This window comes from Bifidobacterium sp. N4G05 (genome assembly GCF_002742445.1).
GTDB classification, from domain to species: Bacteria; Actinomycetota; Actinomycetes; order Actinomycetales; family Bifidobacteriaceae; genus Bifidobacterium; species Bifidobacterium hominis.
This window is the reverse complement of the sequence record NZ_NJNQ01000001.1, coordinates 210,781-223,339: the sequence shown is the minus strand read 5'-3', so window position 1 is coordinate 223,339 and position 12,559 is coordinate 210,781. Positions and strand designations below refer to the sequence as shown.

Here is a 12,559-nt window from a genome sequence, read left to right as displayed (position 1 = left end):
CCAGCGCATCGACTGCTGGACGGGCCGTCTCATATTTCGATATGGCGAATCTCATGAAAGTGAACTGCAGGGAAACTTCCGATGGCGTAAGGGAATCACGCACGGAAATCGCTTTTCGGAACCGCTACTGTTGAAGAAGAATGACGGATTATCGGAAGGTTAACGTATGACGCTGGAGCACGTGGCGATGGCGATTGTGGTTGTCGCCGTCGCTGTGGTCGCCTTTCTGCTGGGGCGTGCCCGGGGCGTGCAGCTCAGGGAGGATGAGATCGATCCGAACGATCCAAGCCTGTTCGGCGCGCAGAAAAACATGTCGCTGTTCGGTCCGCGCGTGCCTGTGCAGTCCACGGAACGTCAGCTTATTGCCGTCATGCCGGAGGCGTTGATCGTCGTCGATTCGCTGGCATCGGTCAAATATGTGTCCCCGGGCGCGCAACGTTTCGGCATTGTTGAAGACCGTGCGGTGACGCTTGCCGAAATCCGCGATATTCTGCGATTGGTGTCGACCGACAGCGTGGTGCGTGAGCGTGAATTGTCGATTCCGTTGGATCGCGCCGCCCGTGCGGCCGCGAAGAACACCGACGGCAAGGGCATTGAGGCAGGCAAGTTCCGTCCTTCCGACACGCTGTATCTGCATGTGCGCGTCGGTCAGATTTCCGATGATCTGTTTGCGATTTTCATTTCCGACATGAGCGAGCAGCGTCGTTTCGAAATCATGCGTCGTGATTTCGTGACGAACGTTTCGCATGAATTGAAAACCCCGGCAGGTGCGATTTCTCTGCTTGCCGAAACGATTGGCGATGCTGCAGATGATCCCGATATGGTGAAGTATTTCGCTGGTCGTGTGTCCAAGGAATCCGAACGATTGACGGAATTGGTGCATCGCTTGATCGACTTGCAGAAGGCGCAAAGCACGGCCGCGGTGCTGAATGCGGAACGGCTTTCCGTGCTTGCGTTGGTACGCGAGGCGATTGTCGAAAACCAAGTGAAGGCCGAATCGAAGCATATCAATCTGGTGCTTTCGCTGAATGGCAAGCAGAAGCTGGTGTACGTCGAGGGTGCCGTAAACGCTGTCGATGAGGATGATGTGTTCATCAACGCCGATCATGAAACCATCAAAACCGCGGTGAAGAATCTGGTGGAGAACGCCGTCAACTATTCTCCGGAACACACCACCGTCGCGGTCGGTGTCGGCAGTGGCGATGGCAAGGTCGCAATTCGTGTCGTAGATCAGGGCATCGGCATTCCGGAATCTTCGTTGGACCGTATTTTCGAGCGATTCTACCGTGTCGATCCCGCGCGCTCCCGCGAAACAGGGGGTACAGGATTGGGTTTGGCCATCACCAAACATTGCGTGCAGGATTGCGGAGGCACTATCGCCGTGTGGTCGCGTGAGGGTGAAGGTTCGACCTTCACCATCACCTTGCCCCAAGCACAATCGGAGCAAGACGAGAAATCTGCGAAATCTGAAACCGCGGAAATTAGTGAATCAGAGCAGCTTCCAATCGAATAATTCAAGAAAATAACCAAATCAGTCAACGTTCCAATCAACAAGAGCACACAGAGGAGAAGCATTGATGACGCGCATTCTGATCGTCGAGGACGAGGAATCGTATCGAGAGCCGCTGGTCTACCAGCTCACCCGCGAAGGCTACGACGTGTCCGCCGCGGCCACCGGTGAGGAAGGACTGGAACTTTTCACCAAAGGCGGCATCGATCTGGTGCTGCTCGATCTGATGCTGCCCGGGCTCGACGGCACCGCGCTATGCCGCAGAATTCGTGAACAAAGCCGTGTGCCGATCATCATGCTCACCGCGAAAAGCGCGGAAATCGACAAGGTGGTCGGTTTGGAAATCGGCGCGGACGACTACATCACCAAGCCGTACTCATTCCGCGAGCTGCTGGCGCGGGTGCGTGCGGTGCTGCGACGTAACCAGATGGTGGCCGACGCGACGGAAACCTCCGATGGCGATATTCCGCTGATCTGCGGCGACATTTCCATGAAGATCGGCCAGCATGAGGTGATGGTGCGCGGAGAGAACGTGTTCTTCCCGCTGAAGGAATTCGAGCTTCTCGAATATCTCATGCAGAACAAGGGACGTGTGATGACCCGCCACCAGCTGATCGACCGCATTTGGGGGTCCGATTACGTTGGCGATACCAAGACGTTGGATGTGCACGTCAAGCGTGTCCGCTCCAAAATCGAGGAGGATCCGGCGCATCCGAAATATCTGACCACCGTGCGTGGTTTGGGCTACAAAATCGACGTTCCTGCGGAATAAAGCGAAAATATCGCAATGGCTGAAAATATATATTATAAAATGCTGCGATTCCAGTAATCATCGCAAGTTGCCGAAGTGTTGATTATCGATTAATAACTGAATGTAAAACCGTTGCATCACAGTGGTCGCCGAAGATCGGTGAATGGAAATGACGAAAACGTCCGAAGTGTCGTAGAGTGTTCATCTTCCGTTCACCGATTTTGGTTATGCAGGCCCCAAACCACCAATAGGCTTGACATTGTCATGAAGAACGATGGCGACAACAGAACATGAAATATCAGAAACATGCGCCATCAGAAGGTTGACAGAGGGAAAAAGAATAATGCGTAATTCCATTCTCGTACGTTCCATTGCAGCTGTGTCCGGCATTGTGATGCTGGCTTCCGTCGCGGCTTGCGGCGACAACACTGCTTCCACCACTGATTCTTCAGCCAGCACCAACACCAAGACCACCGAGACCGTGTCCGGCAACTTCTCCGGCGCTGGAGCTTCCTCCCAGCAGGCTGCTGTGGAAGCTTGGATCGCCGGCTTCCAGGGCACCAACCCGGATGCCAAGGTCGCTTACAACCCGTCTGGTTCCGGCGCTGGCGTTTCCACCTTCCTGACCGGCGCCACCGCATGGGCCGGCTCCGATGCCTCCCTGTCCGATGACGAGGTCGAGCAGTCCAAGAGCGTGTGCGCTTCCGGCAACGCCTTCGACATCCCGGTCTACATCTCCCCGATCGCAGTGGTCTTCAACCTCAACGGCATCTCCGGCAAGGGCAAGACCCTGAACATGGACGCCGACACCATCGCCAAGATCTTCGACGGCAAGATCACCAAGTGGAACGATGACGCCATCAAGCAGCAGAACCCGAAGGTTGACCTGCCTGATCTCGACATCACCGTGGTGCACCGCTCCGACAAGTCCGGCACCACCAAGAACTTCCTGAGCTACGTCAAGGATGCCGCTGGCGACGCTTGGAGCTATGAGCCCGGCGAGAACTGGCCGAACGAGGTTGGTCAGGGCGCCAAGGGCACCTCCGGCGTGATCTCCACCGTGCAGCAGGCTGACGGCACCATCGGCTACGCCGACGCTTCCCAGGCTGGCGAGCTCGGCACCGTTGCAGTGAAGGTCGGCAACGATTACGTGCCGTTCTCCGCTGAAGCCGCCGCCAAGGTCGTGGACGCCTCCCCGCTCGACGAATCCGCCACCGGCGACAACCGTGTAGTCGTCAAGCTCGACCACAACACCACCGAGGCCGGCGCCTACCCGATCGTGCTTGTCTCCTACGACATCGCCTGCCCGGCATACAAGGATGCCAACACCGCCAAGTTCGTCAAGTCCTGGCTCACCTACGTGGTCAGCGACGAAGGCCAGAAGACCGCTGCTTCCGCAGCAGGCTCCGCCCCGCTGTCCGACACCATGCGCCAGAAGGTCCTCAAGTCCATCGACGCCATCGAAACCAAGTGAGCTTTGATACAGTAAGCGATAAGCTCTCGGTGAACGGCAACTGACCGTCTGTTTCAGGCCGCAGCCGCAACATGAAAGCGGGTGCGGCCTGAAACGGTACCTGTAGATGAAACGGAAATCGTAACCATCGAACGTCATCATCGCCAGTCATCGAACGTCATCGTAGACCTGTTCAAGCAATCGCAAGTTAAGGAGAACCCGTGAGTTCGCAAAGCAAAACGGCACAGCAGCCGGTAAGCGGCAAAAACGCGGACAAGGTGTTCAAGGGCGTGGCCTACGCCTGCGGCATCCTGATCCTCGTGGTGCTCGCCGCCGTCGCGCTGTTCCTGCTGTTCCGCGCATGGCCGTTGATCGGCGGCGATCAGCAGGCCAATAGCGAAACCATCAGCAACTTCACCGGCGGCAAGGCCTCCAGCTTCTGGGGCTACGTCGGACCGTTGCTGTTCGGCACCGTGCTGATCTCCGCGCTGGCACTGTTGATTTCCTTCTTCGTGTCGGTCGGCATCGCACTGTTCATCTCGCACTACGCGCCGAAGAAGCTCGCCACCGCCTTGAGCTATGTGGTCGATCTGCTTGCCGCAATCCCGTCCGTTATCTACGGTCTGTGGGGCGGCTTGGTGCTGGTGCCCGCCATCTACCCGTTCTGGAATTGGGTGGCCAAGTATCTTGGCTGGATTCCGCTGTTCGCAGGTCCTGCCGCCAATCCTTCCCGTACCGTCGCCACCGTGGCCGTGGTGCTCGCAGTCATGATTCTGCCGATCATCACCTCCATGTCTCGCGATATCTTCCTGCAGACCCCGCGCCTTCAGGAAGAGGCCGCGCTCGCATTGGGTGCCACTCGTTGGGAAATGGTCAAGCTCGCGGTGCTGCCGTTCGGCAAGTCTGGTGTGGTGTCCGCTTCGATGTTGGGCTTGGGCCGTGCTCTTGGCGAAACTATGGCCGTGCTCATGATCCTGTCTCCGGGCCTCAACTACTCCATCAAGCTGCTGCAGGCCTCGCAGAACCAGACGATCGCAGCCAACATCGCCGCGCAGTATCCAGAAGCCAACGATCTCGGCGTGTCCGTGCTGATCGGCACCGGCCTGGTGCTGTTCCTCATTACTTTCGTGGTGAATTTCATCGCCCGTAAGCTTACCGAGAAAGCGAGTGCGTGATGACCGCAGTGAATAACAACGCTTCTCCGATGGACGGTGCCCCCGTCATCGATTTCGACAAGTTCAAGCCGACGCGTTCCTTTACCGCTGCACGTAAGCGCAAGGATCTCGCGATGCGCGTGCTGATCGCGCTTGCATTCATTGTGGCGCTGATTCCGCTGTTCTCGGTGCTGCTCACCACCATCGTCAACGGTGTCAAGAGGCTGAATCTCAACTTCCTGAGCTATAACATGACCGGCGTGGTCGGTGGCAATCCGACGCCGTCCGGTGGTTACGGCGGTATTCAGCACGCCATCATCGGTACGCTGGAAATCACGTTCGGCGCTATGGTCATTTCCATTCCGATCGGTCTGATGTGCGCCGTGTACTTGGTGGAATATTCCAACCGTGGCAAGCTGTCTCGCGTCATCACCCTGCTGGTCGACGTGATGAGTGGTATTCCGTCCATCGTCGCAGGTTTGTTCGCATTCTCGATGTTCACGATTCTGATTGGGCCTGGCACCATCAACGGTTTCGAAGGTTCCGTGGCACTGTCGCTGCTGATGCTGCCGACCGTGGTCAAGTCTTCTGAAGAAATGTTGAAGATCGTGCCTCACGATTTGCGTGAAGCGTCGTATGCTTTGGGTGTTACCAAGCAGCGCACGATTACGAAGATTGTGTTGCGTACCGCTTTGCCGGGCATTGTTTCCGGTGCGATTCTCGCCGTCGCACGTGTGATTGGTGAGACCGCTCCGTTGCTGATGACCGCAGGCTACATCGCCTCCACGAACGTCAACCTCTTCTCCGGCCAGATGACCACCCTTCCGGTGTACGTCTACCAGGAGTATTCCAAGCTCAACGCGAATTGCCCGGCTTCCGCCGACGCTTCCTGCGTGACCACCATCCCGATGGAACGCGCATGGGCCGCGGCTCTCGTGCTGATCCTCATCGTGCTTATCCTCAACCTTATCGGTCGACTCGTGGCGAAGATCTTCGCTGTCAAGTCGGAACGATGAGCGGTAGTCTTACATACAGAAACAACATATAAGGAACCAAAATGGGACAACGTATTGATGTCAATCATCTGAACATCTACTACGGCGACTTCCTGGCCGTTGAAGATGTGAACATCAACATCGAAGCCAACAAGGTCACCGCTTTCATCGGACCTTCCGGCTGTGGCAAGTCCACGGTGCTGCGCACTCTCGACCGCATGCACGAGATCATTCCGGGCGCTCACTGCGAAGGCGAGGTGCTGCTGGAAGGCAAGAACCTGTACGACAAGGACATCGACCCGGTTGCCGTGCGTCGTGATGTCGGCATGGTGTTCCAGCGTGCGAACCCGTTCCCGACCATGTCCATCCGCGAGAACGTGCTCGCTGGCGTGAAGCTCAACAACCGTAAGATTTCGAAGTCCGATGCGGACGATCTGGTCGAGTGGGCTTTGCGTGGCGCCAACCTGTGGAACGAGGTCAAGGATCGTCTTGACAATCCGGGCATCGGCCTTTCCGGCGGTCAGCAGCAGCGTCTGTGCATCGCCCGCGCCGTGGCCGTGCACCCGCAGGTGCTGCTGATGGACGAGCCGTGCTCCGCTCTTGACCCGATTTCGACGCTGGCTGTCGAGGATCTGATCAACGAGCTGAAGAACGACTACACCATCGTGATCGTGACGCATAACATGCAGCAGGCTGCTCGTATTGCCGATTACACCGCCTTCTTCAACCTGAAGGCCGTCGGCCAGCCGGGTCACCTCGAGTACTTCACTGACACGACCACCATGTTCAATAACCCCCAGAACGAAGAAGCCGAGCGCTACGTATCGGGACGCTTTGGCTGATCGGCAAAGCCGATCTGCCAAAGCGTAGCGTTGACCCAGTGGGTCAACGCAAGCGAGCTTTAGCAAGCCGGCAAATTATGTTTCGCTTTGCGAAGCTCCTTAATTGCACGCGGCTGATCGGCAGATCATCTCTTACTCCCGCTTGTGGGGAATTGTCGTACGAATGTGCGGTCGAAAGCGGTTACTTCGCTAACCATTTCGATTCCGTTCGTGGCGGCCGTTCCCTGAGCGGGAGTTTTTGTATGTGATGCTTGGTCACGACACGCTCTATTGATAATGATTCTCAATTTAGGTTATGATGGCGTTGTATCACGTTAGAGAGGATCTATCATGCATCGTATTGCGAGAATCGCGATTGCCGCACTTGCTTCTGCAGGAATGCTTGCGTCGGTTGCTGCGTGCGGAAGCGGCCAATCAACATCCGAAAAAAGCGGAACCATCGAAGTGGTCGCTTCCGTAAATCAGTGGGGTACCGTGGCGAAAACTCTGGGCGGAGACAACGTCAACGTAACCAGCATCATCAATTCCACTAATGTGGATGCGCATGATTATGAGCCGACAACGTCGGATATCGCCAAACTGCAGAAAGCGCAAGTCATCATCGTCAATGGAGCCGGATACGACGCGTGGGCGGTCAAAGCGGCGCAATCCACCAAAGCCACTGTCGTCAATGCCGCTGAAGTCGGTGGTGTGCAGGATGGAGACAATCCGCATGTATGGTTCTCCGCCGACGTGCGCAAAGCCATGGCGCAAGCGATCACCGACGCCTATGCGAAGGCCGATTCCGCAAAAAAGAGCGATTTCGACAAGCTGAACGATCAATGGATGACGGAGGAAGGTAACGTCGAAGGCAAAATCGCCGAAGTGAAACAGAAATCGGATGGATTGGCGTACGCGGCAACGGAATCCGTGGCAAGCTATCTGGCGGAAGACATGGGTCTGGCCGACGCGACGCCAAGTGGGTACGCGCAAGCCACCGCGAACGAAAGCGAGCCGACACCAACGGATATCAAACAGTTCACCGATGCGCTGAAGGCGGGTGAAATCAAGCTTTTGGTCGTCAATACTCAGGAGGAAAGCGAGCTGACGGGCAAAATCACGAATGCCGCGAAATCCGCAAACGTGCCAATGGTTAATCTGACCGAGCAAATGCCGGAACAATACGATTCCTTGACGGCCTGGATGGAAAGTCTGGTTGACGCCTTCTCGAAAGCCATCGCATAAGACGGTTCACTAAAAAGTAGTACGAAAACAAGCGATACAACAATAGGGGCGACTCCGCAGCGAAAGCGGAATCGCCCCTATCGTATTTTCAAATCAGTTGTTTAAATACCGATTTGAGCTGGCGTTCGAAACTACAGGATCGCGGTGATGACGAAGTCCAGAATGAACAGCAGCGACACGATCCAGATCACCGGATGCACTTCCTTGGCCTTGCCCTTGCAGGTCTTGATCAGGCAGTAGGTGATGAAGCCGCCGGCGATGCCGTAGGAGATGGAGTAGCTGAACGCCATGAACACGGAGGCGAAGAATGCCGGTACGGCCTCGGAGATATCGCTCCAGTCGATTTCCTTCAGCGAGGATGCCATCATGCAACCCACCACCACGAGCACGCCTGCGGTTGCGGCGGATGGAATGGCGGAGATGACCGGGGAGAGGAAGGCCGACAGGGCGAAGCAGATGGCCACGATCACGGAGGTCAGGCCGGTGCGGCCGCCGGCTGCGATACCTGCGGAGGATTCCACATACGTGGTGGTGTTGGAGGTGCCGCAGATGGCGCCGATGGAAGTTGCGATCGAATCGGCGAACAGCGCCTTGTCCATCTTGGAGGAGAAGCCGGAACCATTTTCGAGGGCTTCCTCGTCTTCCGCGGAGAAGATGCCGGTGCGGCGGCCGGTGCCGATGAACGTGCCGATGGTGTCGAAGGTGTCAGACATGGAGAATGCGAAGATCGTCAGCAGAATGATCGGCAGCTTCGACACGTCGGAGAACAGAGCGGGGAAGCCCTCGGCGCTGAAGATCGCACCAAAGGTCTGCGGCAGCTGGGCGAAGGTGTCGCCGATGGAGATGGAGTTGGCCATGGTGGTCTGACCCATCGGGATGCCGACGATGGCGGTGACCGCGATGGCGATCAGCATGCCGCCGCGCACCTTGAGCACGGTGAGAATGATGGCGAGGAACAAGCCGATGATGAACAGCCAGATGGTCGGATTGTTCATGACAGCAAGGCCCGGGGTTGCCTGCACGGTGTCGCCGTTCTTGGCGTCGGCCTTGGTGGTGAAGGTGAAGAAGCCGACGTTCAGGAAGCCGACATAGGCCACGAACAGGCCGATGCCGCCGCCGATGGCGTTCTGCAGCACTTCCGGAATGGCCTGGATGATGATCTTACGAATCTTGGTGACGGTGATCAGAATGTTGATCAGGCCGCACAGGAACACCATGCACAGGGTCTGCTGCCAGGTGAAGCCGAGGCCGAAGCAAACGGTGTAGGTGAAGAACGCGTTGAGGCCCATGCCGGCGGCCTGAGCGTACGGAACGTTGGCGAACAGGCCCATGACGAGCGTGCCCGCAATGGCTGCGATGATGGTTGCGAGGAACACGCCACCCCATGGCATACCGGTCTGCGACAGGATCTGCGGGTTGACGATGATGATATATGACATTGCGAAGAACGTGGTCAGACCGGCCATGACCTCAGTGGACACGGTGGTGCCGTTCTCCTTCAGATGGAAGAATTTTTCCATTTTCTCTATCTCTATCTCTTGGGTTGGTAGGAACGTTCCGGCTGGTGCGCGGCGCGTTCCGGCGAGAATTGCGACTCGCCTCATGGAATCGTGGGATTCCAAACAAGGCCTAACCGTAACACCTGAGTAAGTCATGAGGATTCGTGAAGTGCGACACGCCCGAATGATCGTAAGTCCAAGCATGGCCGTAAGTTATTCGTCTGTAAACCACAGACCGTTGGTTGGGGCGCATAAGCGCTCACGAAGTTTGGTTCGCCAAGCCAACGCAGGTTGAAGAACATACGCCCACCAAGGGCTTTCCGCTTAGCGGTCGAATGTTGCTCTGCCTGCGTGCAGGGCTTTTTTATTGCCCGGCGAAACGTTCCTGCTTCACAGTCAATGGTTGACTAAGGAAGGAACGCCATGAAGAGGCCCGAAAAGGAAGCGGTGGTCGCCCAGCTTACGGATAAGTTCCGTGAAGCTGACGCTATCTACCTGACCGAGTACCGCGGGCTTACCGTTCCGCAGATCTCTGAACTGCGCGAAAAGCTAGGCCGCGATACTTCCTACACTGTGGCTAAGAACACGCTGGTCCGCATCGCAGCCAAGGAAGCTGGCATCGAAGGTCTCGATGAGATCCTCGCCGGCCCGACCGCTGTAACCTTCGTGAAGGGTGACTTCATTGAAGCTGCGAAGACCCTGCGTGACTTCGCCAAGACCAATAAGGCACTGATCATCAAGGGCGGCTTTGCTGATGGCACCGTCTACGATGCTGAAGGCGCCAAGAAGCTGGCAGACCTCAAGTCTCGCCCGCAGCTGCTCGCCGAGTTCGCCGGCGACATCAAGGCTACGATGTCCAAGGCCGCGTACCTGTTCAACGCTCTGCCGACCAAGGCTGTGCGTACGATCGATGCGCTCCGCGAGAAGCAGGAAAAGGCCGCCTGATTTCATTGCGGTTAGCCGCGTGAATGATAGTGACCATAAAAGAAAAAATAATTGTTTTAGGTGGCGGTCACCTCTTCAATCAAACCGTCGCCAAGAATGAAAGGAAGCCATTATGGCTAAGTACACCAACGATGAGCTGCTCGAAGCTTTCGGTGAGATGACCCTGGTTGAGCTCTCCGAGTTCGTCAAGGCTTTCGAAGAGAAGTTCGACGTCGAGGCTGCCGCTCCGGCTGCTGTCGCCGTTGCCGCTCCGGGCGCTGCTGCTCCGGCTGAGGAAGAGAAGGACGAGTTCGACGTCATCCTCTCCGCCGTTGGCGACAAGAAGATCCAGGTCATCAAGGCCGTCCGCGCTATCACCTCCCTGGGTCTGGCTGAGGCCAAGGCTCTGGTCGACGGCGCTCCGAAGGCTGTCCTGGAGAAGGCCAAGAAGGAAGACGCTGAGAAGGCTAAGTCCCAGCTCGAAGAAGCCGGCGCTACCGTCGAGCTCAAGTGATTCGCGCGGCTTGAAGCCGCATATCACGATTTTGAGTAGAAACCCCGTTCGCCACAAGGCGGCGGGGTTTCCGCATATTCACGGGATTTTCTTTCGCTGACAATCCAATAAAACCCGATTTGAGCGTGAACGCTTCCATATCGTGCCATACAATGGGGGAAATAGGCGAAAGTTGTCAATTAATCGCGTCATAATCCTGAAATACGTGGCAAGGGCATGACACAATGGCAGATAGTGTTGTGTGTGAAAGGAAGGCCGACAACGGTGAGCGAAGATCAACGAACGGCGCAGCAGTGGACCGTCAAGGTTGATGGAACCGAACTCAAGAAGCTGGGCAACGGCGACAGCGTGGAAATCGGCCGTAAGCCGTTACGCCCTCTGGTGGATGATGGATTCGCACGACTCGACATTATGGACGCAAATAAATCCATGTCGAAACGGCATGCCATTTTTTCAGTCGATGCGCAGGGCAATGCTTCCGTGCGTGATCTCAATTCGACCAATGGTTCGTTCGTAGTGGCCGATAATGGTCAATTGATGCGTCTGCCGGTGGATGAGGATTTCAGACTGCCGTTCGCGCCGATGACGTTGCAGTTCGGCGACGTGCGCGTCACCTTCGAACACGGCAGCGAGCAGTCCGTTCCCGAAACCGAAAACAATGCGTCCGCTCCGGTTTCCAACCTGTTCTCCTACGCGGTGTCCGACGAGGTGCCGCAGGAGCCTGATGCGGCGGATATGTCAGTCGATGATATTCTCAACCTGCGTGCCGGCGAACCGACCGCATTGTTCAACGCGCGCAATGTTGCTAATCGCGTTAATTTCATGCAACACGCCGAGCATCAGTCTTTTGCTCCCGTACGTTCCAATGAGCCGGATTATGGAGATCTGCCATCCGTTTCGCTGGTGCAGCATAACGTGGTCGCAGACAATACTCCGCGCGACCTGTTCGCGGATGCCGTGGCGGAACAGCATGCCGCGGAAGAGGCCGCCAAGAAGAACGCTGCGGAAAACGAAAATGAAGTGAATCAGCCGGAATTCGTGCAGGAAACCGCATTGCCGACTCGAACCGCAACAGGCAACGAAACCGAGCATGACACGATTCCCGTGAGCAAGCTGTTCAGCGCGCGTCCAAGCAAACCGATTATCGTGGCGTTGCCGGCTGAAGAAAACAATATGCCGGAACATATGCCGGAACAACAGACGGAGACATCGCACGAGCAGTCCAACGACGAAATAGTGGAACAGGCTGCCACGGTTGCGCAACAGGCAAACGAAACTCCAAGCCAGGAGGAAACAGCGCCGCAGCAGGCCGATGATGAGCGTTTCAGACCACATGCTGCACAATCGCAGGTTGCGGATGAACCGTCGCCGGACGAAACCAGCGTGTTCAAGCCCACTTTCGAACCCGGATCAGTGTTCGACCGTGTTTCCAAGGGCGAGCTCGCCAAGCAGGAGCAGACCATCGAAGTTGACGGGATGACTTCGGACGATGCCAAGCGCACCGACGATTTCACCGTGCAGTTCGAGATGGCGCGTCATCCGGAACTGCTGCCATTCCTTGCCATGAACCCGTCGCTGTATGACGATCTGTATGCATGGCTGGGCGCATTGGGTAATACAGACATCGACGCGGCCCTGTCACATAATCCGGGGTATGCGGAATACCGTAAAGCGGTAGGGAAGTGAGCCAACA

At 56.6% G+C, this 12,559-nt stretch carries 11 protein-coding genes; 10 read left to right on the top strand and 1 reads right to left on the bottom strand.

Annotation, left to right across the window (positions count from 1 at the left end; genetic code table 11):
* Window positions 1-166 precede the first annotated feature (166 nt).
* The 7 genes from CE153_RS01070 to CE153_RS01040 all read left to right on the top strand — a co-directional run bounded on the left by CE153_RS01070 (window position 167) and on the right by CE153_RS01040 (window position 7,929).
* Complete coding sequence (locus CE153_RS01070) at window positions 167-1,513, top strand: sensor histidine kinase (protein ID WP_099594855.1); 1,347 nt, start codon at window positions 167-169, stop codon at window positions 1,511-1,513.
* 64 nt (window positions 1,514-1,577) lie between these two features.
* Window positions 1,578-2,282 carry a response regulator transcription factor gene (locus tag CE153_RS01065; RefSeq protein ID WP_099570988.1) on the top strand — a complete coding sequence of 235 codons (705 nt, stop codon included), beginning with the start codon at window positions 1,578-1,580 and terminating at the stop codon, window positions 2,280-2,282.
* 322 nt (window positions 2,283-2,604) lie between these two features.
* Window positions 2,605-3,735: a phosphate ABC transporter substrate-binding protein PstS gene (pstS, locus tag CE153_RS01060; RefSeq protein ID WP_099570987.1), complete on the top strand. Its 1,131-nt coding sequence runs from the start codon at window positions 2,605-2,607 to the stop codon at window positions 3,733-3,735.
* Window positions 3,736-3,935: 200 nt separating this feature from the next.
* Entirely contained in the window at window positions 3,936-4,889 is a 954-nt protein-coding gene (gene pstC, locus CE153_RS01055) for a phosphate ABC transporter permease subunit PstC (protein ID WP_033500779.1), read from the top strand.
* Complete coding sequence (gene pstA, locus CE153_RS01050; protein WP_180753356.1) at window positions 4,889-5,884, top strand: phosphate ABC transporter permease PstA; 996 nt, start codon at window positions 4,889-4,891, stop codon at window positions 5,882-5,884. Before pstC ends, pstA begins: the two co-directional genes overlap by 1 nt.
* A 41-nt stretch (window positions 5,885-5,925) precedes the next feature.
* Window positions 5,926-6,705 (top strand): phosphate ABC transporter ATP-binding protein PstB, encoded by a 780-nt coding sequence (pstB, locus tag CE153_RS01045; RefSeq protein WP_003836065.1) that lies wholly within the window; start codon window positions 5,926-5,928, stop codon window positions 6,703-6,705.
* A 330-nt stretch (window positions 6,706-7,035) separates the two neighbouring features.
* A complete protein-coding gene (locus CE153_RS01040) occupies window positions 7,036-7,929 on the top strand; it encodes a metal ABC transporter solute-binding protein, Zn/Mn family (RefSeq protein ID WP_099594854.1) in 894 nt (297 codons plus the stop codon).
* 131 nt (window positions 7,930-8,060) lie between these two features.
* On the opposite strand, the gene CE153_RS01035 is transcribed toward CE153_RS01040, so the two are convergent.
* Window positions 8,061-9,449, bottom strand: a complete 1,389-nt coding sequence (locus CE153_RS01035) for an NCS2 family permease (protein ID WP_099570984.1) — start codon at window positions 9,447-9,449, stop codon at window positions 8,061-8,063.
* A gap of 402 nt (window positions 9,450-9,851) precedes the next feature.
* Between CE153_RS01035 and rplJ the strand changes: the two genes are divergently transcribed.
* The 3 genes from rplJ to CE153_RS01015 all read left to right on the top strand — a co-directional run bounded on the left by rplJ (window position 9,852) and on the right by CE153_RS01015 (window position 12,552).
* Entirely contained in the window at window positions 9,852-10,373 is a 522-nt protein-coding gene (rplJ, locus tag CE153_RS01025) for a 50S ribosomal protein L10 (protein WP_099570983.1), read from the top strand.
* A gap of 112 nt (window positions 10,374-10,485) precedes the next feature.
* Window positions 10,486-10,866 carry a 50S ribosomal protein L7/L12 gene (gene rplL, locus CE153_RS01020; RefSeq protein ID WP_003836061.1) on the top strand — a complete coding sequence of 127 codons (381 nt, stop codon included), beginning with the start codon at window positions 10,486-10,488 and terminating at the stop codon, window positions 10,864-10,866.
* 264 nt (window positions 10,867-11,130) lie between these two features.
* A complete protein-coding gene (locus CE153_RS01015; protein ID WP_442861957.1) occupies window positions 11,131-12,552 on the top strand; it encodes an FHA domain-containing protein in 1,422 nt (473 codons plus the stop codon).
* Window positions 12,553-12,559 lie beyond the last annotated feature (7 nt).

Coding starts and splice junctions, on each gene's coding strand:
- pstA (WP_180753356.1), top strand. CDS start 4,889: ATGACCGCAGTGAATAACAACGCTTCTCCGATGGACGGTGCCCCCGTC.
- pstB (WP_003836065.1), top strand. CDS start 5,926: ATGGGACAACGTATTGATGTCAATCATCTGAACATCTACTACGGCGAC.
- CE153_RS01040 (WP_099594854.1), top strand. CDS start 7,036: ATGCATCGTATTGCGAGAATCGCGATTGCCGCACTTGCTTCTGCAGGA.
- pstS (WP_099570987.1), top strand. CDS start 2,605: ATGCGTAATTCCATTCTCGTACGTTCCATTGCAGCTGTGTCCGGCATT.
- CE153_RS01035 (WP_099570984.1), bottom strand. CDS start 9,449: ATGGAAAAATTCTTCCATCTGAAGGAGAACGGCACCACCGTGTCCACT.
- CE153_RS01065 (WP_099570988.1), top strand. CDS start 1,578: ATGACGCGCATTCTGATCGTCGAGGACGAGGAATCGTATCGAGAGCCG.
- CE153_RS01070 (WP_099594855.1), top strand. CDS start 167: ATGACGCTGGAGCACGTGGCGATGGCGATTGTGGTTGTCGCCGTCGCT.
- rplJ (WP_099570983.1), top strand. CDS start 9,852: ATGAAGAGGCCCGAAAAGGAAGCGGTGGTCGCCCAGCTTACGGATAAG.
- rplL (WP_003836061.1), top strand. CDS start 10,486: ATGGCTAAGTACACCAACGATGAGCTGCTCGAAGCTTTCGGTGAGATG.